21 protein-coding genes and 2 pseudogenes are annotated in these 25,987 nt (G+C 61.2%); 8 read left to right on the forward strand and 15 right to left on the reverse strand.

Annotated elements, in window-relative coordinates; genetic code table 11:
• Positions 1-50: 50 nt before the first annotated feature.
• The 7 genes from hflX to AC07RO_RS17760 form a co-directional block, all read right to left on the reverse strand.
• Positions 51-1,352, reverse strand: a complete 1,302-nt coding sequence (hflX, locus tag AC07RO_RS17730) for a ribosome rescue GTPase HflX (protein ID WP_192171093.1) — start codon at positions 1,350-1,352, stop codon at positions 51-53.
• 12 nt (positions 1,353-1,364) lie between these two features.
• Positions 1,365-1,625, reverse strand: coding sequence for an RNA chaperone Hfq (hfq, locus tag AC07RO_RS17735; RefSeq protein ID WP_019691505.1), 261 nt, complete (start codon positions 1,623-1,625; stop codon positions 1,365-1,367).
• A gap of 105 nt (positions 1,626-1,730) precedes the next feature.
• Positions 1,731-2,702, reverse strand: coding sequence for a tRNA (adenosine(37)-N6)-dimethylallyltransferase MiaA (miaA, locus tag AC07RO_RS17740; protein WP_495086694.1), 972 nt, complete (start codon positions 2,700-2,702; stop codon positions 1,731-1,733).
• Entirely contained in the window at positions 2,702-4,633 is a 1,932-nt protein-coding gene (gene mutL, locus AC07RO_RS17745; RefSeq protein ID WP_495086736.1) for a DNA mismatch repair endonuclease MutL, read from the reverse strand. Before mutL ends, miaA begins: the two co-directional genes overlap by 1 nt.
• Positions 4,634-4,683: 50 nt before the next feature.
• A complete protein-coding gene (locus tag AC07RO_RS17750) occupies positions 4,684-6,123 on the reverse strand; it encodes an N-acetylmuramoyl-L-alanine amidase (RefSeq protein WP_463583883.1) in 1,440 nt (479 codons plus the stop codon).
• A 13-nt stretch (positions 6,124-6,136) separates the two neighbouring features.
• Entirely contained in the window at positions 6,137-6,607 is a 471-nt protein-coding gene (gene tsaE, locus AC07RO_RS17755) for a tRNA (adenosine(37)-N6)-threonylcarbamoyltransferase complex ATPase subunit type 1 TsaE (RefSeq protein WP_495086695.1), read from the reverse strand.
• Entirely contained in the window at positions 6,595-8,091 is a 1,497-nt protein-coding gene (locus tag AC07RO_RS17760) for an NAD(P)H-hydrate dehydratase (RefSeq protein WP_495086696.1), read from the reverse strand. Before AC07RO_RS17760 ends, tsaE begins: the two co-directional genes overlap by 13 nt.
• A gap of 62 nt (positions 8,092-8,153) precedes the next feature.
• On the opposite strand from AC07RO_RS17760, the gene queG reads away from it, so the two are divergent.
• Positions 8,154-9,272 carry a tRNA epoxyqueuosine(34) reductase QueG gene (queG, locus tag AC07RO_RS17765; protein WP_495086697.1) on the forward strand — a complete coding sequence of 373 codons (1,119 nt, stop codon included), beginning with the start codon at positions 8,154-8,156 and terminating at the stop codon, positions 9,270-9,272.
• 12 nt (positions 9,273-9,284) lie between these two features.
• Here queG and AC07RO_RS17770 read toward each other — a convergent pair whose 3' ends face one another.
• Entirely contained in the window at positions 9,285-9,896 is a 612-nt protein-coding gene (locus AC07RO_RS17770) for a trimeric intracellular cation channel family protein (RefSeq protein WP_122533826.1), read from the reverse strand.
• 117 nt (positions 9,897-10,013) lie between these two features.
• Entirely contained in the window at positions 10,014-10,550 is a 537-nt protein-coding gene (gene orn, locus AC07RO_RS17775) for an oligoribonuclease (RefSeq protein ID WP_495086698.1), read from the reverse strand.
• 113 nt (positions 10,551-10,663) lie between these two features.
• Between orn and rsgA the strand changes: the two genes are divergently transcribed.
• The gene (gene rsgA / locus AC07RO_RS17780) at positions 10,664-11,695 is read left to right on the forward strand and encodes a small ribosomal subunit biogenesis GTPase RsgA (protein WP_192171099.1); all 1,032 of its coding nucleotides are present in this window, start codon (positions 10,664-10,666) and stop codon (positions 11,693-11,695) included.
• A gap of 133 nt (positions 11,696-11,828) precedes the next feature.
• Here the strand turns inward: rsgA and motB are convergent, their stop codons facing one another.
• Both motB and motA read right to left on the reverse strand, forming a co-directional pair.
• Positions 11,829-12,884: a flagellar motor protein MotB gene (gene motB, locus AC07RO_RS17785; RefSeq protein ID WP_495086699.1), complete on the reverse strand. Its 1,056-nt coding sequence runs from the start codon at positions 12,882-12,884 to the stop codon at positions 11,829-11,831.
• 3 nt (positions 12,885-12,887) lie between these two features.
• Entirely contained in the window at positions 12,888-13,739 is an 852-nt protein-coding gene (motA, locus tag AC07RO_RS17790) for a flagellar motor stator protein MotA (RefSeq protein ID WP_037015764.1), read from the reverse strand.
• A 213-nt stretch (positions 13,740-13,952) separates the two neighbouring features.
• On the opposite strand from motA, the gene AC07RO_RS17795 reads away from it, so the two are divergent.
• The 4 genes from AC07RO_RS17795 to AC07RO_RS17810 all read left to right on the forward strand — a co-directional run bounded on the left by AC07RO_RS17795 (position 13,953) and on the right by AC07RO_RS17810 (position 19,343).
• A complete protein-coding gene (locus AC07RO_RS17795) occupies positions 13,953-15,488 on the forward strand; it encodes an HDOD domain-containing protein (protein ID WP_495086700.1) in 1,536 nt (511 codons plus the stop codon).
• Between the two features lie 46 nt (positions 15,489-15,534).
• Positions 15,535-16,350 carry a rhodanese-like domain-containing protein gene (locus AC07RO_RS17800; RefSeq protein ID WP_495086701.1) on the forward strand — a complete coding sequence of 272 codons (816 nt, stop codon included), beginning with the start codon at positions 15,535-15,537 and terminating at the stop codon, positions 16,348-16,350.
• 52 nt (positions 16,351-16,402) lie between these two features.
• Positions 16,403-17,272 carry an archaetidylserine decarboxylase gene (gene asd, locus AC07RO_RS17805; RefSeq protein WP_495086737.1) on the forward strand — a complete coding sequence of 290 codons (870 nt, stop codon included), beginning with the start codon at positions 16,403-16,405 and terminating at the stop codon, positions 17,270-17,272.
• A gap of 286 nt (positions 17,273-17,558) precedes the next feature.
• Positions 17,559-19,343, forward strand: coding sequence for a cyclic-di-GMP receptor FimW-related protein (locus AC07RO_RS17810; RefSeq protein WP_495086702.1), 1,785 nt, complete (start codon positions 17,559-17,561; stop codon positions 19,341-19,343).
• A 42-nt stretch (positions 19,344-19,385) separates the two neighbouring features.
• On the opposite strand, the gene serB is transcribed toward AC07RO_RS17810, so the two are convergent.
• Positions 19,386-20,603 carry a phosphoserine phosphatase SerB gene (gene serB / locus AC07RO_RS17815; RefSeq protein ID WP_192171104.1) on the reverse strand — a complete coding sequence of 406 codons (1,218 nt, stop codon included), beginning with the start codon at positions 20,601-20,603 and terminating at the stop codon, positions 19,386-19,388.
• A gap of 130 nt (positions 20,604-20,733) precedes the next feature.
• Between serB and AC07RO_RS17820 the strand changes: the two are divergent.
• Positions 20,734-21,484: pseudogene (locus AC07RO_RS17820) on the forward strand (AhpA/YtjB family protein); the annotation flags it as partial.
• Positions 21,485-21,558: 74 nt separating this feature from the next.
• Positions 21,559-22,263: pseudogene (locus AC07RO_RS17825) on the forward strand (histidine kinase); the annotation flags it as partial.
• Positions 22,264-22,318: 55 nt separating this feature from the next.
• On the opposite strand, the gene AC07RO_RS17830 reads toward AC07RO_RS17825, so the two are convergent.
• The 3 genes from AC07RO_RS17830 to AC07RO_RS17840 form a co-directional block, all read right to left on the reverse strand.
• Complete coding sequence (locus tag AC07RO_RS17830; RefSeq protein ID WP_282367692.1) at positions 22,319-23,026, reverse strand: PqiC family protein; 708 nt, start codon at positions 23,024-23,026, stop codon at positions 22,319-22,321.
• 180 nt (positions 23,027-23,206) lie between these two features.
• Positions 23,207-25,474 (reverse strand): DNA topoisomerase IV subunit A, encoded by a 2,268-nt coding sequence (gene parC / locus AC07RO_RS17835; protein ID WP_495086703.1) that lies wholly within the window; start codon positions 25,472-25,474, stop codon positions 23,207-23,209.
• 10 nt (positions 25,475-25,484) lie between these two features.
• Positions 25,485-25,967: a retropepsin-like aspartic protease family protein gene (locus tag AC07RO_RS17840; protein WP_192171474.1), complete on the reverse strand. Its 483-nt coding sequence runs from the start codon at positions 25,965-25,967 to the stop codon at positions 25,485-25,487.
• Positions 25,968-25,987: the final 20 nt, after the last annotated feature.

Consider the following 25,987-nt stretch of genomic DNA (forward strand, 5'->3'; position numbering starts at 1 on the left):
CCAATGCTACAGAATGCCCGTCAAAGCGGTACAACCGCTTTGTCAGGCTTTTATTGCAAAGTGTGTTGCTCGATGAATTCGAGCGGCTGCAGTCCTTCGCGACTCACCAGGCGATTGAATTCAACTCGGGGTAACCGAACAGCCAGAAGACTCTGGCCTTCTTCGTCGTGTTCTTCGCTCTGCACCGCGCCCAAGTTGAAAAACTGGGCACGCAACCGGGCGAACTCCTGCGTCAGGCGCAACGTCCCCACAAAGAGATCATTGCCCAATACTTCAGCGATGGCTTGCCTGAGCAAATCCAGACCGCGTCCGTCACGGGCAGAAACCCAGACCCGCTGCGGCTTGCCATCAGCATCGCGTTGAATCTGCGGCTCCACCCCTTCGAGCAGATCGAGTTTGTTATAGACCTCGAGCATCGGCAAGTCCTGGGCGCCAATCTCGCCCAGCACCACCATGACCTGCTCGATCTGCTCAAGGCGATCGGGCTCGTGAGCGTCGATCACATGCAGCAGCAGATCGGAGTTGCTCGATTCTTCGAGCGTAGCCCGAAAGGCCTCGACCAGCTTGTGCGGCAAATGGCGGATAAAACCCACCGTATCGGCCAGCACAATCGGCCCGAGGTCTTTGACTTCAAGGCGGCGCAGGGTCGGGTCGAGGGTCGCGAACAGTTGATCCGCCGCGTAGACGTCGGAGTCGGTCACCGCATTGAACAGCGTTGACTTGCCGGCGTTGGTATAGCCAACGATCGACACCGTAGGGATATCGGCGCGGGACCGGCCACGACGAGCCTGATCACGCTGACTGCGGACTTTTTCAAGCCGGCCCTTGATCTGACGCAGGCGCACACGCAACAGACGTCGGTCCGTTTCAAGCTGGGTTTCACCCGGGCCGCGCAGACCGATACCACCGCCCTGACGCTCAAGGTGAGTCCAGCCACGGACCAGCCGCGTACTCATGTGCTCAAGCTGGGCCAGTTCGACCTGCAGCTTGCCTTCGTGGGTGCGCGCCCGTTGGGCGAAGATGTCGAGAATCAGGCCCGTACGGTCAAGCACGCGACACTCGAAAACACGTTCGAGGTTACGTTCCTGACTGGGGGTAAGGACATGATTGAAGATGACGATATCTGATTTTTCGGTTTTGACCAGGTCGCGTAATTCCTCGACCTTGCCGCTGCCCACCAGATACTTGGCCGTAGGCCGATGTCTTGGCACGTTGACGAACGAGACAATATCGGCACCGGCCGACAGCGCCAGTTCCCTGAACTCCTGCGGATCTTCGCGCGCCTCAGGGTCCTGACCATCCAAGTGAACGAGGATCGCCCGCTCACCACCACTGTGGCGCTCAAAGAACAAAGCAGACTCCTATCAGGCGTTACCTGGCTCGGCGTCAGCCTGCTCGGATTCGGTAGCGCTAGGCAGACGAATCGGGCGGACAGGAACGACAGTCGAGATGGCGTGTTTGTAGACCATTTGGCTGACAGTGTTCTTCAGCAAAATAACGAACTGGTCAAAAGATTCGATAGTGCCTTGCAGCTTGATGCCGTTTACCAGATAGATCGAAACCCCAACCTTTTCTTTACGCAAAGTGTTCAGGTAAGGGTCTTGTAGCGAATGCCCTTTTGACATGTGCCGCACTCCTTTAAGGATCAATAGAATAAATTTCGAAAACGTTGGCTTGGGCCGCTACCTCCCGAAGGCTATCCCCCAAGGATAGACGGCTATTGCAAGGACTCAGCTCAATATGGAGACCGACCCCAGGTATTTCAAGGCGCGTGACAGATTGTCGCTAGCCAGGCTGTCCAACCAGTGCAAATCCTGCCAGCTGCGCAACCAGGTGAACTGCCTCTTGGCCAACTGGCGCGTGGCAATGATGCCGCGTTCCTGCATCTCGTCCCGAGTCAGCTTGCCGTCCAGATGATCCCAGACCTGGCGATACCCTACAGCTCTTATAGACGGTAAATTCGATTGCAGATCACCCCTCGAACGTAGCGCTACGACTTCTTCAACGAATCCTTCATCAAGCATTTGCCTGAAACGCACAGCAATTCGGTCGTGGAGCACCTTGCGATCCGTCGGTGCGATCGCGAGATTTGCGACAGTATAGGGCAATTGATGACGCCCCGAAGCGCTCGCTTGAGCACTTTGCGCACTTTGTTGTTCACGGTGCGCGGTCATGCTCATTCCGCTAACCCGAAAGACTTCCAGCGCACGAACCAGCCGCTGAGGATCGTTGGGGTGAATTCTCGCTGCCGATACCGGATCGACGCTCGCCAGCTCATCATGCAGTGCCTGCCAACCCTGACTGGCCGCTTGCGCCTCAATCTGCGCACGAATCTCGGCGTCAGCCGCAGGCATATCGGCCAGGCCTTCCAGTAGAGCCTTGAAATACAACATCGTGCCGCCCACCAGCAGGGGAATTTTTCCCCGGGCGGTAATTTCCCCCATCGCCTGCAAGGCATCGGTTCGAAAATCCGCCGCAGAGTAGCTTTGGCCGGGGTCGAGAATATCGATGAGCCGGTGCGGATACTTTTCCAGAAGTGCCTTTGATGGCTTGGCGGTGCCGATGTCCATGCCGCGATACACCAGCGCGGAATCCACGCTGATCAGCTCACACGGAAGCACCTTGGTCAGCTCGATGGCGAGATCGGTTTTCCCGGCGGCGGTCGGCCCCATCAGAAAGATGGCCGGAGGAAGAGCACTCATCAGCGACCGCGCAGGAATAGTTTGTCCAGATCATCCAGACCCAGCTGGGTCCAGGTGGGCCGTCCGTGGTTGCATTGACCGCTGCGCTCGGTGTTTTCCATGTCACGCAGCAGGCCGTTCATTTCCGGAATGGCCAGACGCCGGTTGGCGCGAATCGCGCCGTGGCACGCCATGGTGCCCAGCAGTTCATTCATGTGCGCCTGAACGCGGTCGCTGGTGCCGTACTCCATCAGATCGCCCAGCACGTCGTGCACCAGTCGATTCGCCTCAGCCTGCTTGAGCAGTGCAGGTATCTGCCGTATCGCGAGCGTCTCTGGCCCCAGGCGCTGTAATTCGAAGCCCAGTTGCTGGAAGGTCGTCATATGCTCTTCGGCGCAGTCGGCCTCTCGCTGGCTGACCGCGATGGACTCCGGCACCAGCAGCGGCTGACCGCTCAGGCCTTCGCTGGCCATGGCGATCTTCAAACGTTCATACATGATCCGCTCATGGGCGGCGTGCATGTCCACCAGCACCAGGCCGTGGGCGTTTTCCGCGAGGATATAAATGCCCTTGAGCTGAGCGAGGGCATAACCCAGCGGCGGCACATCGCCTTGGGAGTCGGGCAACGCGACGCTGCCTGCACCCACCGGAGCCTGGGCGCCGGGCAGCGGGGCAAAGAATTCGCTGTAAGCGGCACGCGCCTCTTCAGCCGGAAGCACCGACGACGGCCGCGGCGTGTACTGATACTGATAACCCGCGCCGCTGCCAGAGCCGGGGGCGGATCCGGCGGGCGGGTTCCAGGCCTGACCCTGTGGCGTCTCGAGCACGTTATTGGCCAAGCGCATTTCGCCCTGGGGCCCGAACTCGCCGGCATCCGGCCTGCTTGGGCGCACCAGCGCGGTGACCGAGGTCGTACCTGCAAGCTGATCCTCAGGCCGTACATCGCCGAGCGCCCGATGCAGCGTACCGTAGAGGAAATCGTGAACCATGCGCCCATCGCGGAACCGCACTTCATGCTTGGTCGGGTGAACGTTAACGTCGACGACTGCCGGATCGACTTCGAAAAACAGCACGAAGGTCGGATGCCGGCCGTTGAACAATACGTCGCGATAAGCTTGACGCACCGCGTGGGCAACCAGTTTGTCGCGGACCGCGCGGCCGTTGACGAAGAAATACTGCAGATCGGCCTGACTGCGGGAGAACGTCGGCAGTCCGACCCAACCCCATAACCTCAGCCCGTTGCGCTCGACCTCGATCGGCAGCGCCTGTTCCAGAAACCCGGGGCCGCAAATAGCCGACACCCGTCGCGCACGCGATACGTCATCGCGCGCTTCGTGCAGGCTCAGGACGGTCTTGCCGTTGTGGCGCAAGTGAAAGGCAACGTCGAAACGCGCCAGCGCCATGCGCTTGATGACTTCCTGGAGATGATCGAACTCGGTTTTCTCGGCCTTGAGAAACTTGCGCCGCGCAGGGGTGTTGAAGAACAGGTCGCGGACTTCAACAGAGGTGCCGACAGGATGCGCAGCAGGCTGAACGCGCGAAGCCATGTCGCGGCCTTCGGTCTCGACCTGCCACGCCTGATCAGCATCGCGGGTGCGCGACGTCAGGGTCAGACGGGCCACGGAGCTGATCGAGGCCAGCGCCTCACCCCGGAAACCAAGGCTCATGACGCGCTCAAGGTCTTCCAGCTCGCGGATCTTACTGGTGGCATGTCGGGCCAGCGCCAGGGGCAGGTCATCCGAAGAAATGCCGCCACCGTCGTCGCGAACACGCAGCAGCTTGATGCCGGCCTGCTCAACGTCGACATCGATACGACGCGCGCCGGAATCGAGGCTATTTTCGAGCAGTTCCTTGATTACTGATGCCGGTCGCTCGACGACCTCGCCCGCAGCAATCTGGTTGGCAAGCCGTGGGCTGAGCAGCTGGATACGCGCGGCTTCTGCAGCAGGCAAATCCGCGCTTACGCTGACATCCAGTTCCTGATCACCGAGCAACAGGTCAGTCACGGCTCACCTGCCAGTTCTGCGCTGGGGATTCTCAGTTGCTGGCCGACTTTTAATTCGTCAGAACTTAAATGATTGGCGGTGCGAAGCATCGGCATGGTCATGTCGTAGCGCGCCGCGATCATGCTCAGCGATTCGCCGGGACGGACCGTGTGCTCGCGCGCACCCATGGCGAGTTTGCCGTTGTCCCGCAGCCAGGCGATGTACGTACCTTGCGGCGGATTCTGCTGGAAGAATTGCTTCACGCCGGCGGTGATGGAACGCGCCAACGCTTGCTGGTGGCTTGCACCTTCCAGCTTGTTCGCTTCCGCCGCGTTGGAGATAAAGCCGGTCTCGACCAGAATCGACGGAATGTCCGGCGACTTCAGCACCATGAAGCCGGCCTGCTCGACGCGGGATTTGTGCAACGAGGTCACGCGGCCGATGTTGGTCAGAACCTTCTGGCCGACGTTGAGGCTTGAAGTCAGCGACGCGGTCATCGACAGATCAAGCAGTACGCCGGCGAGCATGCGGTCTTTGTCATCGAGGCTCACAGCCCCGGCGCCCCCGATCAAGTCGGAACGGTTTTCACTGTCCGCCAGCCAGCGTGCGGTCTCAGAAGTCGCGCCTCGCTCGGACAAAGCAAACACCGAAGCCCCGAACGCCGCCGAGGAAGGGGCCGCGTCGGCGTGAATGGAGACGAACAGATCAGCGCCCTTGGCGCGTGCGATTTCCGTGCGCTTACGCAGCGGGATAAAGTAGTCGCCGGTGCGGGTCAGCTCTGCGCGATAGCCCTTCTCGCCGTTGATCTGGCGCTGCAGCTCCTTGGCAATCGCGAGCACGACGTTCTTTTCTTTCTCACCGCGGCCGCCGGACGCGCCCGGGTCTTCGCCGCCGTGACCGGCATCGATGACGACGACGATGTCACGCTTGCCATTCGGCACAGGGGTGAGTTTGATTTCAGGCTTGGACGGGCTGACCGGGACCGCAGGCGTCGCCGGAGCAGCGGTGGCCGGGGTATCTGCAACCGACGGCGGCGGATTGGCATCGGCGGCGTTGTCGTACAGATCGACGACCAGACGGTTGCCGTATTGCTGGTTCGGCGCGAGGGTGAAACTCTTTGGTGTCACCGCCTTTTTCAGGTCGATCACCACGCGCAGGTCGTCAGGCGTGCGCTGCGCCGAGCGCATGCTGGTGATCGGTGTGTTGGCTGTCGGCACGTTCAGCGGCCCACCCAGGGTGGCGCCATTGATATCAATGACCAGACGATCAGGGGACTGCAGCGTGAAGACGCTGTGCTGAACGGGGCCAGACAGGTCGAAAACCAGTCGAGTGTTATCCGGAGCACGCCATAAGCGGACACTTCGTACCTGTGAAGCGGCCAACGCGTCGACAGCCAGTGTCGCCAGCAGCAGTCCAATCACAGTAACCAGCGCGCGCATGCGCATACCAAACCCCATATCTAATGAATTTCTATTTAAACGACGGCGCCAAAGCGGCACACCACTGCTCACCACGGGAGCTTTTAGGGCTCAGCGTCAGCGCTCGACCTTGATCGAGCGGCCTTATGGTAATGATCAGGTCAGGCTTTGGCAAAAAGCCTGCACCAAGATTGGGCCATTCGATGAGACAAAGGGCATTGCCTTCGAAATAGTCCCGGATGCCGAGGAATTCTAGCTCTTCTGGATCAACAAGTCGGTAGAGATCAAAGTGATACGCGCGGTTTCTCCCAATTTCGTAAGGTTCTACCAGCGTAAACGTCGGACTTTTAACCGCTCTAGTATGGCCAAGGCCGCGAATGATCCCTCGGGACAGCGTGGTCTTGCCCGCCCCCAGATCGCCCTCCAGAAAAATAATCCCATTGCTTTCAGTCACTTGGGCAATACGTGCGCCGAAGTGGGTCATGGCCTCTTCACCCATGAGCTCCAGGGTTAGCTCAGACACGGTTGGTGCTCCTCCAGAAGCTGGCGAATAACAGGAATCAGATCAGCGGCAGCGAGCCCTCGCCCGCTGGCGCCACATTGCTCACCGGCGAGGGCGTGCAGCCAGACACCCAGACAGGCAGCGTCGTAGGCGCTCATCTTTTGCGCCATCAGCGCGCCGATGACACCGGACAGCACATCGCCCAGCCCGCCGGTCGCCATCGCCGGATGGCCATGATTGGCCAGTGAGAGGTCACCCGCAGGGTTGGCGATCAGGCTGCCGCTGCCTTTTAAAACGCATACAGCGTTAAATTTTTTAGCCAGCGCTCGCGCCGCAGCCGGACGATCGGCTTGAATGTGTTTGGTATCGGTGCCCAGCAGCCGCGCGGCTTCGCCAGGATGCGGGGTGATTACGCTGCCCTCGGGCAGTTGCACCGTGCCGGTCGCCAGCTCATTCAATGCGTCGGCATCCCAGACCTGCGGCAACGGCGCGTTGGCAGCCGCCGACAACAGGCTTTTCCCCCAACTGTGCTGACCGAGGCCCGGACCGACCACCAGCACCGACGCGGGCTCGATCAAGGCGCGCATCTGGTTGGCCGAGCTGATGCCGGCGCTCATGACTTCGGGGAATCGCGTCAGCGCGGCGCTGACATGTTCCGGCCGCGTTGCCAGCGTGACCATGCCCGCGCCGGTGCGCAGCGTGCTTTCAGTGGCGAGCAATGCCGCGCCGCCGAAACCCCGGTCGCCGCCCACCACCAGCACGCGGCCGAACATGCCCTTGTGCGCAGTGCGTGAACGAGGCGCCAGGGTGGGCAGATTGAAAGTATCCAGCCGTTTGACGCTCACTGGCGTCTGCCGAATGATCTCGGCGTCCGCCTGCAAGTCATCGAACACCAGCTCACCCACCAGCTCGGGCGCATCGCCGGTGAACAGCCCGACCTTGAGGCCGATGAAGGTGACGGTCAGATCGGCGTGAACTGCACAACCGAGGGTTCGCCCCGTGTCCGCGCACAGTCCCGAAGGGAGATCGACGGCCACGACCGGCAACTCACTGTTGTTGATGGCTTCGATGGCCGTAGCGTAAGGCGCGCGCACGTCACCTGTCAGTCCGGTGCCCAGCAGCGCATCGACCACGATGCCGGCCAGCGCCTGCTGTTGCCATGGCTGAATATCGACATTGGCGGCGATGGCCTCTTCATAGGCCGTTCGGGCATCGCCGGCCAGCGCGTCGCAATCACCCACGGCCAACACGTTAACTTGCCAACCGGCACGTCGGGCCAGCGCAGCAATGAGATAGCCGTCGCCAGCGTTATTGCCGCGACCGGCCATCACTGTCAGCTGTTTGTCCTCAGGCCAGCGGCGGCGTATTGCCCGCCACGCGGCATGGGCGGCCCGTTGCATCAGCTCGAAACCGGGCGTGCCGGCGGCAATCAGGCGCGCGTCGAGGTCGCGCACCTGAGCGGCGCTGTACAGTGCGTCGGGAAATGGGGGTTTGCTGTGCAACATGCGTCTTTGGGCTCCGATGTCTGGCAGAATTATACGCACCTGCGCCCCGGTGTCCTCCTTGCATGTCCGCGATAACTGTAGATCCATCCACAGCCTCAACGCCCCTCTCGGCGGCCGGGCTGACCGACCTTGCCCAATCGATCAAGGCGTGGGGGCGCGAGCTTGGCTTTCAGCAAGTCGGGATCTCGGGGCTGGACCTGGCTGAGCATGAGCAGCACTTGGAGCGATGGCTCGACGCCGGGTACCACGGCGAGATGGACTATATGGCAGCGCATGGCAGCAAACGTTCGCATCCGGACGAGCTGGTGCCAGGAACCCTGCGCGTGGTGTCGTTGCGCATGGACTATCTTCCCGGCGACACGCAGATGGCTCAGTTGCTGGGGCAGCCCGAGAAAGCCTACGTTTCCCGTTACGCGCTGGGCCGTGATTACCACAAGCTGATCCGCAAGCGCGTGCAGCAACTGGCGGAGCGTATTCAACAGGCGATCGGGCCATTCGGGTTTCGCGCGTTCGTCGACAGCGCACCGGTGCTGGAGAAGGCCATCGCCGAACAGGCCGGGCTGGGCTGGATCGGCAAGAACACCCTGGTGCTCAATCGCAAGGCCGGGAGTTATTTTTTCCTCAGCGAACTGTTCGTCGACCTGCCGCTGCCGGTAGACGCGCCACACGCCACCGAGCATTGCGGGCGCTGCACGGCGTGCCTGGACGTCTGCCCGACCAATGCGTTCGTCGGGCCCTACGTACTGGATGCGCGCAAGTGCATTTCCTACCTGACCATCGAGCTAAAGACGTCGATCCCCGAAGACTTGCGCTCACTGATCGGCAATCGGGTGTTTGGCTGCGATGACTGCCAGATCGTCTGCCCGTGGAATCGCTTCGCCCGGCCCACCGATCAGACAGACTTCAAGCCGCGCCACGGCCTTGATAACGCCGAACTGACGACGCTTTTTTTGTGGGATGAAACGACCTTCCTGAGCAACACCGAAGGCTCACCGTTGCGGCGCGCCGGGTATGAGCGGTGGCTCAGAAATCTGGCCGTGGGACTGGGCAATGCGCCGTCTACCATCCCGGTGATCGAAGCGCTGAAAGCGCGGCGGGAGCATCCGTCGGAGATGGTGCGCGAGCATGTGGAATGGGCGTTGCGGCAGCATGAAGCCAGGGCCCCAGGACGCTTGCTGTAATAACGCGCTGACTCAATGCCCATCCTTGTAAACAAACTTCGGCATTTCCCAGCGAAACCTGATCGCCAGCAGCCGCAGTAACAGCCCGCCAAACAGAGTAATCAGCGTGCCCTGCTCCACCGGCAAGCCGGCGTACTGACACAGTAAAAAGCACCACGCGGCGGCGAACGACACGCTGGCATACAGCTCGCGGCGGAAGATGAGAGGGATGTCGTTGCAGAAAATATCCCGCAGGATCCCGCCAAACACGCCCGTAATCACCCCGCTCACGGCGGCGACGGTCATGCTCAAGCCCATGTCCAGCGCGGTCATGCAGCCGATCAGTGTGAACGCCACCAGCCCCAGCGCATCGAGCACCAGAAACAGCGAGCGCAGATGGCGCATCAGCGGTGCGATGAAAATCGTCACCAGCGCCGCGACGCTGGTGAGGATCAGATATTCCGGGTGCTTGACCCACGTCAGCGGGTAATGCCCCAGCAGCACGTCGCGAACCGAACCGCCACCCAATGCCGTGATGCACGCGATCAGCACCACACCGAACCAGTCCATGCCGCGACGGCCTGCGGACAGCGCGCCGGTCATGGCCTCGGCCGTAATAGCGATCAGGTAGAGCATCAACAACATGGCGGCAGTCCCTGCGAGAAAGGGGCGCAGTCTACCCACTCGACCGGGGCACCAAAAGAGAGCGTTTAGCTTTGCTCCCTCTCCAGGCGACCGCGCTTGGCCGCCGGCGCCCTGTCATCAGGACTTGATGAAGTGCTCGCGATAGAAACGCAGCTCGGCGATCGACTCACGGATATCGTCCAGCGCCAGGTGAGTGCTGCCCTTCTTGAACTTGAGATCAGGCGACCAACGTGCGGCCAACTCCTTGAGCGTCGAGACGTCGAGGTTGCGGTAGTGAAAGTAGTTTTCCAGCGTCGGCATGCGCCTGTACAGGAAGCGACGATCCTGGCAGATGCTGTTGCCGCAGATGGGCGAACTGCGCTCGGGGACCCACTGCTTGATGAACTCAAGCGTCATGGCCTCGGCTTCGTCGTTGGAGATGTTGCTTTCGCGCACGCGCTGAGTCAGGCCGGAGCCACCGTGCTGACGGGTGTTCCACTCGTCCATGCCGTTCAGCAGCTCATCGCTCTGGTGAACCGCGATGACCGGGCCTTCGGCCAAGGTATTGAGTTCGCTGTCGGTGATGATCGTTGCCATCTCGATGATGACGTCGTTATCAGGGTCCAGACCGGTCATTTCCAGGTCGATCCAGATCAGATTCTGTTTGTTCTGCATATGTCGGCTCCTCAGCGTTGGCGCGCAGTTTAGCCCACCCGGGCGTGCTAGACTCGCTCGCGCTTTATCAAATCAGCACCTTTATGCGTCTTCAAACGGAACACTGAACACCCATGGCCAAACGCCAACTCAACCGCCGCCAGAACTGGCGCATCGAAAAGATTCAGGGCGAACGCGCAGCGCGTGCCGCAAAACGTGAATCAACCGCTCTCGAAACGCTGGAAGGCGGCGATCTCGGTCCCGAACAAACGGGGCTGGTCATCGCGCATTTTGGCGTGCAGGTAGAAGTCGAAGCGCAGGAAGGCGAGCTGCAGGGTCAGGTTTTCCGCTGCCACTTGCGCGCCAACCTGCCAGCACTGGTGACCGGCGACCGAGTCGTCTGGCGCGCGGGCAATCAGGGCATCGGCGTGATCGTTGCGCAACTGCCCCGCGATACAGAACTGAGCCGCCCGGACAGCCGGGGCCAGCTCAAGCCGGTGGCCGCCAACGTTGACCTGATCGTCATCGTTTTCGCACCGATGCCCGAGCCCCACGCCAACTTGATCGATCGCTACCTGGTGGCCGCCGAGCACGCCGGGATTCGGCCGTTGTTGCTGCTGAACAAGTTTGACTTGATCGACGATCAGAACGCCCCGGCGCTCAATGCGCTGCTGGCCGTTTATCGCACGCTGGGTTACCCGGTGCTGGAAGTGTCGGCCCACCACGGCGACGGCATGCAGCAATTGCAGGACCAGCTGGATGGCCACATCAGTGTGTTCGTCGGCCAGTCCGGCGTAGGCAAATCCTCGCTGGTCAACAGCCTGCTGCCGGAAGTCGGCACCCGCGTCGGGCCGTTGTCGGAGTATTCGGGCCAAGGCACGCACACCACGACCACCGCGCGCCTGTTCCACTTCCCGCGCGGCGGCGACCTGATCGACTCACCGGGTATTCGTGAATTCGGCCTGGGCCACGTCAGCCGTGCCGATGTCGAAGCGGGCTTTATCGAGTTCAACGACCTGCTCGGTCGCTGCCGCTTCCGCGACTGCAAACACGACCGCGAACCCGGTTGTGCGTTGTTGCAGGGCCTTGCAGACGGACGCGTGCAGCAGCAGCGCATGAACAGCTATCGCTCGATTATCGCGAGCCTGCCGGAAAGCAGTTATTGATTCAGCGGTAGTGGCCAATCCGATTTAGGCCTTCCCGGCTGAAGCCGGTCCTACTGACTGCGGTCCCAGCGCTTGAACTGCGCACACAAAAACGCCGCGATCATCGCGGCGTTTTTGTGTCTGCAACCCAGTATCAATTCTTGGTGTCGTCGATCTTCAACTGGCCCTGATCGAAGATGTTCAGTTTCTGCCGGATCTCGTGGGGCTGGGCATAAGCCTGTGGGTCAATGGCAGGTGTGGACGTCGACGCCCCCGGCTGATTGGCCGGCGCTGTAGCGCCAGGTACAGGCGATGGCGCAGGAGCTCCCGGTGCATCCGGGGTTTGCGGCGCTTCACCTGAATTCTGCGCGCCTTCGATCCGCTGCTGCGCTTTCTTGGTCATCACCACAATGTCGATGCGACGGTTGATCGGGTTTTGCGGGTGCTCCTTGTCATACAGTGCCGAAGACGCATAACCCACTACGCGCGCCACCTGCTGATCCGGATACCCTCCCGCGACGAGCGCCCGGCGTGCGGCGTTCGCTCGACCGGACGACAGCTCCCAGTTACCGAAGCCATTGTTACCAACAAAGGGCGTCGCGTCGGTGTGTCCGCTGATGCTGACTTTGTTCGGCACGGCTTTGATGGTGTCGGCCATGGCCAGCAAGATGTCTTCGAAATACGGTTTGAGCTTCGCGCTGCCGATGTCAAACATCGGGCGGTTTTCGGCGTCCATGATCTGGATGCGCAAACCGTCCTGAGTGATCTCGAACAGAATCTGGTCCTTGAACTTCGCCAGTTGCGGATTCTCGTTGATCTTGGTCTGCAACTCTTGCAGCAACATCTCCAGACGGTCCTGCTCGACCTGCTCGGCGGCGGCATCCTGTTGGTCTGCATCAACGGGCACGCGATCCGGCGCAGGCGTGGATTGCACTTCCGGGTTGAGCGTCTGGTTAGGGGACATTTCCGGCGAACCGCCCAGGTCAATCACATAGGGCGAGCCGCTGTCGGAAAAACCGACCGGGTCCTTGAAGTAACCGGCGATGGCGAGCAGTTGCTCGGGCGTGGCCGACGACATCAGCCACAGCACCAGGAAGAACGCCATCATCGCCGTCGCGAAGTCGGCAAAGGCGATTTTCCAGGCGCCGCCGTGATGCCCCCCGCCGTAGCGCTTGACGCGCTTTATGATAATCGGCTGATTATTTTCCATGGATCAACGACCGCGGACAGCTTGTTCCAGCTCGCTGAAGCTGGGGCGATGGGCCGGATACAGAACCTTGCGACCGAACTCCACGGCCAGCGAAGGCGGCACGCCGGACGCCGATGCTACGAGCGAAGCCTTGATCGATTCATAGACGTTCATTTCTTCCTTGGCATCGTGGGCCAGGGAAGTGGCCAACGGACCGAAGAAACCGTACGCCGCAAGAATACCGAAGAAGGTCCCCACCAGCGCCGCGCCGACGTGCATGCCGATCGCGGCTTTGTCGCCGGAACCCAGGGAGGCCATGGTCACCACGATACCCAGTACCGCAGCAACGATACCGAAACCCGGCATGGCGTCGGCGACACCGGTCACTGCGTGGGAAGGATGCTCGAGCTCTTCTTTCATGCTCAGCAATTCCATGTCGAACAAGCCTTCCAGCTCGTGGGGTGCCATGTTGCCGGAAGACATGATGCGCAGGTAATCGCAGATGAAAGCGATCATGCGGGTGTCTTTGAGCACGCCAGGGTATTTGGCGAAAATCGGGCTGTTCTCGGGCTCTTCAATGTCGCCTTCGATGGCCATCATGCCTTCGCGGCGACTCTTGTTGAGGATCTCGTAGACCAGGCCCAGCACTTCGAGGTAGTAGCCGTGGGTGAACCGGGTGCTGAACATCTTCAAGGACTTCTTGATGACCAGCATGGTCATATAGCCCGGGTTGGCTTGCAGGAATGCGCCCAGCGCCGCACCGCCGATGATCATGACCTCGAAAGGCTGGATCAACGCAGCGATCTGACCGTGGGACAGTACGTATCCGCCGAGAACGCTCGCGAAAACGACGATGATGCCGATAATTTTTGCCATAGGTAGAGAATACTTACTGAGTCGGGTTCATGGTCATTGTGCGAGAAGCGCTTGAAACTCTTGTCCTGCTTATCGGCATGAATGCGCCAGACTATAGTCAGATCACAGGAAAATGCTGACCGATGCGTGGCGCAGGACGTTGCGTCCATGAGGGCCAGCATGATGCCAGTACCCGACATTGATCAAAACCTCCCAGCCGTACGGGTGTTGTGAATGCAATCAGATAAAGCTACTTCGCTCCCTGTTCCGCGCACCCTCGATACCTGGATAAAGCAGCTCGACAGCATCGCATTGCCGGTGCCCGCGGTGGCGTATCAGCGCGTGCAGGCGGCATTGACCGACAGCCGCCGCTCGCTGCGCGATATTGCCGATCTCATGCAGGACAGCCCGGCGCTGGTGCTCAACATTTTGCGCGAAGCCAACCTGAACAGCCCCGCCACGGCTCAGCCTGCGGAGAGTCTTGAAGTCGCCATCAACCGCCTGGGTCTGGCGCGTACCGAGGCGCTGCTGGCGCGGTTGCCGAGTGTCGATGCTCGGGATATCCCCATGGCGCTGCGCCAGATACAACTGATCAGTCAGCACGCCATGCAACAGGCTTACGGCCTGTTCGCCAATCAACTGGCCCGGCTGTGGCAGGACATCCATCTGGGCAGCCTGCTGTTTCTCTCGCCCCTCTGGCCGTTGGCGCTGGCCCACCCCAAATTGCTGGAAGAATGGGAATTGCGGGTTATCCACAAGGGCGAATCTGCCAAGACCGTTGAGCAGGCACTGTTTGGCGTGCGGCTGGTGCGTTTGTGTCAGGGGCTGGCGCAGCACTGGCGCCTGCCGATCTGGGTGACCCAGGGCTACGAACTGCTGACCTCCCAGCAACGCAATCTGGTGAAAGTGTTGCGCATCGCCCATAGCAACAACGACCCACTCAAGCAGCAACAGCAACTCGACGCTGATCTGCCGCTGCGGCGCTGGCTTAACCAGCCCGCCAATACAATTCTGCTGGCCAACGGCCTCGCGCTGTCGGCGCACCAGGCCTGGGACACGCCGCATAACCTGCGCTGGCAACTGCTGACCAGCCTGTATCTGCAACAGTCACTGGATCATCTCCAGCAGCAGGTTCACCAGAATGCGGCGGCCAGCGCTCGCCAGCATTCCGGCCCGGATATCTGGCACCCGGCGCAGGCTTTGCTTTGGCCGTGGAGTGCACGACGAGTACATAAAGGCTTGCTGCCTGCACCGCCCCCCTCGCCCGACGCCTTGCAGCTGTGGCGCAAGCACTGCGCCGATCTGTTGAAAGAGCCCGGCATTTTCATCAACGCGATACACCTGACCACCTGCGCCCGGGATGCATTGGTGGCGGCGGGCATGCAGCGAGTGGTGTTGCTGATGACCGATCGCAAGACCGACAGCCTGCGCGTGCATCAGATCGCAGGCGTGGACAAGTCGGCCGCTGCGTTGCTGGTGCCCTACAAAGACAGCACCGTGCTGCAACGCTTGCTCGCTCACCCCACGCAATTGCGCCTGACACCGGCCAACAACGCCCAGTTTTCGGCGCTGCTGCCGCCGCAGCTGCGCAATCTGTTCAGCGGCGAAAACCTGCTGATTCGCTCACTGGCCAGCAATGGCCGTGTGGTGATGATGGTGGTGGCTGATCAGGGCGGCGGACCGTTTTCCGAAGTGTCCGTCCAGGCGTTCGGAAAAACCGGTCAGTGCATCGAGAAAGCGCTGACCACCTTTAGCCATCGCAATGGCTGACGGCTGAGCTACAATTCGCAACCTTTTCGCGATCCGGAGACGCTAGATGTCTGCCTTTTCAAGCTTGCCGCTGGTCATCGAGCCCGCAGACCTGCAAGCACGCCTCAGCGCGCCAGAGCTGATTCTGGTCGACCTGACCAGCCCGGCCCGCTACGAGGCCGGCCACATTTCCGGCGCGCGATTCGTCGATCCGAAACGCACGCAACTGGGCCTGCCACCTGCGCCGGGACTGCTGCCCTCGCACAGCCATCTTGAAGCGTTGTTCGGCGAGCTGGGCCACAACCCCGATGCGGTGTACGTGGTCTACGACGACGAAGGCGGCGGTTGGGCCGGCCGCTTCATCTGGCTGCTCGACGTCATCGGACACAAAAAGTATCACTATATCGACGGTGGCCTGCTCGCCTGGCAGGCCGAAGGTCTGCCGCTGTCGTCAGAGGTGCCACAGGCAGTCGGCGGTCCGGTCTCGCTCACCTTGCACGACGAGCCCACGGCCACCCGCGAATACCTGCAAAGCCGCCTCGGCGCCGATGACCTGGCGATCTGGGACGCTCGCGCACCAACCGAATATTCCGGCGAGAAAGTCGTCGCCGCCAAGGGAGGTCATATTCCCGGCGCCGTGAACTTTGAATGGACCGCCGGCATGGACCAGGCACACCACCTGCGCATCCGCAAGGACATGCCGCAGATCCTCAAAGACCTGGGCATTACCCCGGAGAAAGAAATCATTACCCACTGCCAGACCCATCATCGTTCGGGCTTCACCTATCTGGTGGCCAAGGCGCTGGGTTACCCGAGGGTCAAGGGCTACGCAGGCTCATGGGGCGAGTGGGGCAACCATCCGGACACCCCGGTCGAGAAATAATCGGCGCCCGATGTGGCATAGATCCGTATTCCCTTTTTCAAACGTTTTAGGAATCTTGATGAAACAGCGTCTGTTTATCCTTTTCCAGTATCTGCTTCCCCATCATCTGCTGTCGCAACTGGCGGGCTGCGTGGCCGAATGCCGCGTGCGCTGGTTCAAAAATGCCTTCACCCAATGGTTTGCGCGACGCTACCAGGTCGACATGTCCCAGGCTCAGGTCGAGGACATCACCGGGTACCCGCACTTCAACGACTTCTTCACCCGCGCCCTCAAACCGGGCGCGCGTCCACTGGACCCAACGCCGGGCGCGATCCTTTCTCCCGCCGATGGCGCGGTCAGCCAACTGGGCCCAATTGAACACGGCCGCATCTTCCAGGCCAAAGGCCATAGCTACAGCGTACTGGAACTGCTCGGCGGCGATGCGCGCCTGTCCGCGCCGTTCATGGGTGGCGAATTCGCCACCGTTTACCTGTCGCCGAAGGACTATCACCGTGTTCACATGCCGCTCGCCGGCACCCTGCGCGAGATGGTCTATGTGCCCGGCCGGCTGTTCTCGGTAAACCAGACCACGGCGGAAAACGTACCAGAGCTGTTCGCCCGTAACGAACGCGTCGTGTGCCTGTTCGACACCGAACGCGGACCGATGGCCGTCGTGCTGGTCGGTGCCCTGATCGTTGCCTCGATCGAAACCGTCTGGGCCGGTCTGGTCACGCCACCGAAGCGCGAGCTCAAGACTTTCCGTTACGACGAAGCCGCGCGCGCACCCATTCATCTGGAAAAAGGCGCCGAGCTGGGTCGCTTTAAACTGGGTTCTACGGCCATCGTGCTGTTCGGGCCCAATCAGGTGAAGTGGTCCGAGCTGCTGGCGGCCGGTTCTGCCGTTCAGATGGGTCAGGGCATCGCGCTGCCATTGCAGGCCTGATTCTTGCCTTAACTCTTACCCGAGAGGCGTGATGCTGTTTTTCTGGCGCGAACTGCTTTAAGCCGTCGCGCCACACCACGCTTAACCAGGGATTGCCGGGGCTGGGCGCAGGACAATGTGCCCAGGCTGCGACCGTTGCAGGATGCTGCTAAAGTCCAGTTGTCAGCGCTGTAGGAAACTTCGCTTTCAGTGGACGTAAACGTGCTCTTTTCGCTCGGCGAGGGTGCTTGCCCCCGGAGTTGGACGCCGCCGTTCAGTCCTGTCGTCGTTGGAGTTTGCCGGTCACATGAGTAATTTAAGTCTTCCACTGTTGTTGCGCGCACCTGTGCCGACGCAGTCGAGCCTGTCGTTCTGTGACGCGACGCCCAAAGACTTGAAGCGCTGGATCGCTACGCTGCCCAAGGCCAATCTCGGTGAAATGGCCCGCCAGCTCTATCAAGGGCTCGGCGAGCTGAACCAGTTGCTCACCCCCAGCGACAACCGCATGCAGCTCCTTGAACTGCTTCGCCCGGAAGTTTTTTTCGTGTGCAAGCATCTGGAGCGTCACTTCCTGAACCAGTCCGTGGTTCTCGAAGAGCGTCCGCGCAAGGTCGCCAATCTGTGCCAGGCCCTGCAAAACCACCTCGCCATTGGCTACAAACAGATCATCGCGCGGGTGGCCGTCAAGCTCAGCAAAGACCGCATCGGCCTGCTGACCACCGCCCTTCAGCGCGCGCTCAGCTGCCTGAACGGCCCGCTGATCCGCGCCAATCAGCTTTACTGCCCGGTGCAGGACGGCCTGTGGCTTGAGCTGCACCAGATCTATCAGATCGCCCGCCAGCATCAGTTGCACAACGTGCCCGTCGCCGACAGCCTCGCCCACAACACCCAGGCGATGACCGTTGAACAGACTTACGTCGTCGCGCTGCTGATGGGCTGCTCGCGCTGTAATCAGATGCGCCAGCACAACATCGGCAAGCTGGCAGAGGCGCTGGATGCGTGGAGCGCGATGGTTACGCTGCAGCAGCCGCTGGACAGCAACAGCCTGTACGCCGTGTCTCCGGGTACTGACACGGCACCGCGCTACGCCGCGCTGTACGACGACGATCAGCGGCCGAACCTGCTCGGCATCGACCCCCGTCCTCTGTCGGCTGCACTGGAGCGTTACACCGAAACGCCTGTTGAAGAACGCTCGAAATCCGCGCTGAAAGTGCCGCCGGGGTTGTCCATCGACGTCCTCCAGCACCTTGCCGCCGCTTGGGGTGATGTGTCAGAACGTGCGTTTCAACGCACCCCGGGGCAAGGCACCCTCACCGTCTGCGTGGGCATGAGCGCTCTGCATTATTACGTCGGCGGCCAGCAGTCTTTCAGCGACCTGCTGCAAATGTCGACCCTGTCCAAAGTCGCCGAATACACGCTGCAGCCTTTGAAGCCGGCCAAGCATGATCCGTGGGCGCAGACGGCGGACGCGCAACGCAATGGCACGTCCGACAGCATGTTGCCGTTCGAGGAAATCGAATACAAACGTGATGACGCTGAAGGCAATGCGGCGTCCGACGGGCAAAAGAGTTTTCCAACGTACACGCTGCACATCGTCAATCACAGTCCGGGCGGCTACTGCCTGGCCTGGCCGAAGGAAGTCCCGGACCAGTTGCAGGCCGGTGAGATGATCGGCATTCAGGACCATGGGCACGGCTGGAGCATTGCGGTGGTCCGCTGGGTGCGGCAGGTCCGTGGCGGTGGCATGCAGATGGGTGTCGAACTCATAGCCCCTTTCGCCCAGGCATGTGGCATGCAACTGACCCGTGCCGAGCAGAGCAGTCAGTTTTTGCGCGCGTTGCTGTTGCCGGAAGTTCGCGCCATCGACGTGCCAGCGACGGTCATCGCTCCGCGCCTGCCGTTCGAGGACGGCTCCAAGGTGCTGATCAATACCAGTGGCGAACAGCGACGCGCGAGCCTGAGCAATCGTCGGGCGACGACGGGCAGCTACAACCAGTTTGAGTATCAGATTCTTGAAGGGCCGAAAAAGGTTGCGACGCCAGACGCCGGCGGCCCGGAGCAGGAATTCGATTCGCTGTGGACGGTGCTCTGAGCCATCGAGGCATCCGTTGCAGATGCCTCAACATTCACGCGTTTAAGCGCCGCGCCCTTCCCGGTCGCGGAACCCCAGCAAATACAGCACGCCGTCCAGGCCTAGCGTCGAGATAGCCTGTTTCGCTGACTGCTTGACCAGCGGCTTGGCGCGGAACGCCACACCCAGGCCGGCGATGGCGAGCATCGGCAGGTCATTGGCGCCATCGCCCACTGCGATGGTCTGCTCCAGACTCAACCCTTCTTTGCCCGCGAGTTCGCGCAGCAGATCGGCCTTGCGCTGGGCATCGACGATCGGCTCGATCGCGTTGCCCGTGCACTTGCCGTCTACCACTTCCAGCTCGTTGGCGAAGATGTAGTCGATGCCCAGTTTGGCCTGCAACTGGCGAGCGAAGTAGGTAAAACCGCCCGACAGGATCGCGGTCTTGTAACCCAGCCGCTTGAGTTCGGCGAACAGCGTTTCTGCGCCTTCGGTCAAACGCAACGAGGCGCCGATCTCGTCCAGCACCTTCACATCCAAGCCTTTGAGCAGCGCCAGTCGCTCTTTGAAACTGGCGCGGAAGTCCAGCTCGCCACGCATGGCGCGCTCGGTGATCTCCGACACGCGCTCGCCGACGCCGTGGGCCTTGGCCAGTTCGTCGATGACCTCGGCCTCGATCAGGGTCGAATCCATGTCGAACACTGCCAGACGCCGGTTGCGGCGGAACAGTGAATCCTGCTGGAACGCGATATCAACGTTCAGCTCTTGGGCAACGTGAAGGAATTCGGCCTGCATCTGCTGGGGATCGACTGGCTCGCCGCGCACGGAAAACTCGATGCAACCCTTGCTCTTCTCGGTGGGCATGTCCAGCGGCATCCGCCCGGAAAGGCGGTCGATGCGGTCGATGTTCAAGCCATATTTGGCAGTGATCGCGCTGACCGTTTGCAGTTGCTCGGCGGTGACCTTACGGGTCAGCAGCGTCACGATGTGCCGCGCCTTGCCCTGACCGTCGACCCAGTGCTGATAATCAGCTTCGGACACGTGGGTAAAACGAACTTGCTGCCCCAGTTCGTCGACTGTCGCCTGCACGTTCTGGCGCACTGCCGCGCCTGCCTCGGTGTCGGGGATTTCGACCAGGAGGCCGAACGACAGAGCGTCGTGAATCACCGCCTGACCGATGTCGAGAATGTTCACGCCGCCTTGGGCCAGCACACCGGTGATGGCCGCAGTGAGACCCGGACGGTCTTCACCGGTGATGTTTATCAGGACGATTTCGCGCAAGGCGCACCCCCGCAGTGGAAAAAAACCGCATTCTACGCACTTTCAGTGACCGCCGGGCACAGCCAGCGCTTTGCCGCCACAGGGTCGCTCGCTATACTGCGCCCCAACTTCACCAAGAGAGCCGTGCTCAGTGAACCGGCCCACGCCAGTAAAAACCGATAATTTCTTCTTGCTGATCTTCCGGGCATTGCGTCACCGACGTGTACCGATTGCTTTGCGCATCGCCAGCCATAACGTGATCCTCGTCGCGCTGGCTCTGGTGATCTACGCCTGCGTCATGGGTTTGCAATTCAAGCAAGCCATGCACGAACAGGCCGACGCATTGGGGCAAGCCCTGACCACGCAGACCGCCACGTCCGCCACTGAACTGCTGGTGTCCAACGACATCCTCAGCCTCAACGTGCTGCTGGGCAATCTGGTGAAAAACCCGCTGGTGGCCCACGCGGCTATTTACAGCCCCGACAACCGCATTCTTGCCGAAGCCGGTCAGCGTCCGAAAAACGGCTTGCTGGGCGAGGCGGAAGGTCTCTACGAGATCAAGATCACCTTCCAGGACGTGGTCGCCGGCACGCTGCGCATCAGCCTGGACATGGCTCAGTTTCAACAGCCGCTGACCATCAGCCTCCAGAGCATGGCGATTCTGGCCGGGATCCTGCTGGCACTGGCGCTGGCCTTGAGCTTGCGCCTGGGGCGCCATATCTCCACGCCGATGCTGCAACTGCGCATGTGGCTGCGCTACATCGATCCGTACACGCCGGCCACTGATCGTCAGGACGAGATCGGCGATCTGGCGCGCCAGCTGAAGACTTCCTACGCGCCGCCAGAACCGGAACCGGCTCCCATTCCCGAGCCTGCACAGGTCGAGGAAGAAGACGACGCCTCCCCCGAGTTTGACAGCAGCGACCTGAACGACCCTGACTTCGACGACGCGCCAAAGCCACGCGCGACGGTGATCCCGGCTCGACGTATCGTCGCCGAGGAAGATGAAGACGACGAGGAGGATCCGTTCGCGGACCTTCGCGATCACTCTCCCGCCGCGCCAAAACCTGCGCCGCGTCCGATCCTTCCGGTCGTTCCATCGCAGCCGCAGTACAGCGCTGTGCTGGCCGTGCAGCTGGGTTCGCAGGAGCAACTTCGCCGCCTGCCGCGCACGCGCCTGACCGAGCTGCTCGAGCGCTACCGTGACTGCATCGATCAGGCCGCTTCGCTCTACGACAGCGAGCTGCACACCCTGAACGACGGCAGTTCGCTGATGGTGTTCAGCACCCAGGACAGCGGCGATGACTACCTGACCAACGCCATCTGCTGTGGCGAGTTGCTACGTGCATTGAGCCATGCCTTGCAGATCGAAGTCGCCGACAGCGGCATCACCTTGCAACTGCAGCTGGGCCTGACACTGGGCGAAGGCTTGCACGGCATGAACCAGATCGATCTGCTGCTGACCGAAACCGCCCAGGACGCCCTGGCCCTGTCGCAACACAGCCGCAACCTGCTGCTGGTGGAGCGCAAGATCAGCGAAGACCCGACCATTCGCCTGCGTGCACGTATCCGCCCGATCGCGAGCCCTGAAGGTGCCAGCTGCGTGGAGCGTCTGATGGAGCCGTATCCGTCAATGCTGGAACGCCAGCTGGCGCGCATGCACGAGGCGCGCAAGGTCTAAGCGTCAGTCACAAAAAAAGCCCGCATCGCTGCGGGCTTTTTTGTGGGCGCTGAGTCTAGAAGCGGAACACTTCCAGATCGGTGCGAATCGGTGATGCCATCGGGATCTTTGGCTTGTCCTGATCAGTCCGGGTTTTTGCCGGCGTTGCGGCCTTCTTCGGCACGTCTGCCACATACGGCTGGCTGGCGATGGGCTTGACCGCGACGCTCAGCTTGTCCGCCAGGCGTTGCAGCAGAATCCCTTGAGCCTTGACCTGCGCAGCTGAAGAGCCTGCATGGGGTTCTTCCAGGTGAACCAGCTTGCTGTCGCGCACATTGCCACGACGGTCGAGCAAGCGCCACTGAGCATCCAGTACCGCCGGCTGCTTCTCGCCTGAATCCAGGCGGGTGATGGACAACACCACCTGGACATCCGGCGTGAAGTTGGCAGCGGCCGGCGCCATCACCACGCGTTGACTGTCGAGCTTCCAGGCGAGCTGGCGCAGCAGCAGTTGATCGATATCGGCAGACAGACTGCCCGCCCAGCGACCGTCGGTGGACGCCTTGAGGCTGCCGTCCGGTTGCCGCTGTAATAATGTTTCACGTTGCAGATAGTCAGCAATCGCCACAGGGCCCAGTAAAACGGCGACCCCGCCGGTATGTTTCGGTTGCCCAGGATCGCCGCTGTCCAACTGATAGAGCGACGTGGGCTGATGAACGCTGCAACCGGCCAAACCCAGAACGCCGGTCAACAACAGCACACAGGGAACACGTAGAAAATTCATCATCCCTTCCAAGTGAACGCCGTGTAACGCGTCCACGCTGTTAAATACTTTGAAAACATGAAGGCATTCCGCCATGGCGGCGCCAGAGGACGTCATATCATCCGTGAATATGCGCGTTGACTCCAGCGATTCTGCGTCGCTCTCGTGACGAAACGAAGAGCGACCGCCGAACCAACCGCTTTAGCCCGCGGTTTCCACCAACAGCGCATCGACGCGCTGGAAACCACGGGGCAGTTTGTTGCCCCGTCGTCCACGTTCACCTTTGTAGTGCTCCAGATCGTCAGGCTTGAGCGACAGATTGCGCTTGCCCGCCTGCAGCACCAGCGTGGCGCCGTCCGGGACCACGGCCAGATCAGTCACGTACTCTTCCCGACTGGCAACGCGCTCGCCCGGAATGCCAATGATCTTGTTGCCTTTGCCCTTGCCCAGCTGCGGCAGATCGCTGATTTTGAACACCAGCAAGCGGCCTTCGGTGGTCACGGCGGCGAGCCAGTTCTGCTCGCGATCGGGCACTGGACGCGGCAGGATCACCTTCGCCCCGCCCGGCAAACTCAGCAACGCCTTGCCGGCCTTGTTCTTGGCCTGCAGGTCTTCGCCCTTGACCACGAAACCGTAGCCGGCGTCGGACGCCACCACATACAGCGAATCGTCTTCCGGCATCAGCACACATTCGAAAGTCGCACCGGGCGGCGGCGTCAAACGACCGGTCAGCGGTTCGCCTTGGCCACGGGCCGATGGCAAGGTGTGCGACGGCACCGAATAACTGCGACCGGTGGAGTCGATAAACACCGCAAACTGGTTGGAACGACCCGGCGCCAGGGCCTTGAAGCCATCCCCGGCCTTGTAAGAGAGCCCGGTGGCGTCGATTTCATGACCTTTGGCGGAGCGAACCCAGCCTTTTTCCGACAACACGACCGTCACTTTCTCGTTCGGCAGCAGATCGTGTTCGGTCAGGGCTTTGGCTTCGGTACGCTCGACGATAGGCGAACGACGGTCGTCGCCATAGGTTTCGGCATCCTTGATCAGCTCGGTGCGTACCAGTTTCTTCAGCTTGGCCTCGCTGCCCAACAGGGCTTGCAGCTTGGCTTGTTCCTTGAGCAATTCATCCTGCTCGGCGCGCAACTTCATTTCTTCCAGTCGCGCCAACTGACGCAAACGGGTGTCGAGAATGTAATCAGCCTGGATTTCGCTCAGGGCGAAACGCGCGATCAGCGCGGCTTTCGGGTGCTCCTCGGTGCGGATGATGTGAATCACTTCATCCAGGTTGAGGTAAGCGATCAACAAACCATCCAACAGGTGCAAGCGACGCTCAACCTTGTCGAGGCGGAATTGCAGGCGGCGACGCACGGTCTGTACCCGGAACTCCAACCATTCGACCAGCAGGGCGCGCAGGTTTTTCAGCTGCGGCTTGCCGTCCAGGCCAATGATGTTGATGTTGACCCTGTAGCTCGACTCCAGGTCGGTGCTGGCGAACAGGTGTTGCATCAGCGCATCGTGGTCGAAATGCTTGCGGGCGCCCGGGATGATCACGATCCGGCACGGGTTTTCGTGGTCGGATTCGTCACGCAGGTCAGCGATCTGCGGAGCCTTGGACGGCTTGGCCTGCATCATCGCCGCGATCTGCTCCAGCACCTTGGCACCGGACACCTGATGCGGCAGCGCGGTGACAATGATGTCGCCGTCTTCGATGTGGTACACGGCGCGCATACGCACCGAGCCCTTGCCGGTTTCGTACATTTTCAGCAGGTCGGCGCGGGGCGTGATGATTTCCGCTTCGGTCGGGTAGTCCGGGCCCTGGATGTGCTCACAGAGCTGTTCGACCGTTGCCTTGGGCTCATCGAGCAAACGCACGCAGGCTGTCGCGACTTCACGCAGGTTGTGCGGCGGTACGTCGGTGGCCATGCCCACGGCGATGCCGGTGGTGCCATTGAGCAGAATGTTCGGCAGGCGCGCGGGCAAAACAGCGGGCTCGTCCAGCGTACCGTCGAAGTTCGGCACCCAGTCCGCGGTGCCCTGCCCCAGTTCGGAAAGCAGCACTTCGGAGTAACGCGACAGACGCGCTTCGGTGTAGCGCATGGCCGCGAATGACTTGGGATCGTCCGGCGCACCCCAGTTACCCTGGCCGTCGACCAGCGTGTAGCGATAGCTGAAGGGCTGCGCCATCAGCACCATGGCTTCGTAGCAGGCCGAGTCGCCGTGGGGGTGAAACTTGCCGAGCACGTCACCGACGGTACGTGCCGACTTCTTGTGCTTGGCGTCAGCGTCCAGGCCCAGCTCGCTCATCGCGTAGACAATGCGTCGCTGCACAGGCTTCAGGCCATCACCGATATGCGGCAACGCCCGGTCCATGATCACGTACATGGAATAGTTGAGATAGGCCTGTTCGGTGAAGTCAGCCAGCGATCGGCGTTCTACGCCATCCAGGCTGAGGTCAAGGGAGTCGCTCATGCGGGCCTCATCATTTTGTCGTCTGGCGCAGCAACAATGTGCCGCCGCGCTGTGTGAATTCGAGTTGTTTCACGGCGCTCATGCCCAGCAGCACCTGTTCACCGTCCAGACCGGGCACCACCAGGGCGCGCACGTTGTTCAGGACGATGTCGCCAATCTGCAACCGTTGCAGGGTGGTCCGGAACGCGTCTGTGCGTCCGTTGGCCGTGCTCACCTGAACGCGCTCGCCGCGCTCAAGGCGCAGCGTCTGCGCGACGCTCTCCGGCACAGCGACATTGGTCGCGCCGGTGTCGAGCATGAACTGCACGGGGCGGGTATTGATTTGCCCGGTCATGACGAAATGCCCGTCACGATTGCTCGCCAGTGTCACCTCGACATAGCCGTCCCCATGTTCGGAGGCGACGATGGTATTCGGATTTTCCTGCCGCTGCTCCCACTCGCCAAAAAACCGCGTCGCCAGAAACAGCGCCGCCGCCCAGGCGATGATCATCATCAGCCGCCCGGCGCGTTTGC

This window comes from Pseudomonas sp. GW821-FHT07F05 (genome assembly GCF_059418765.1).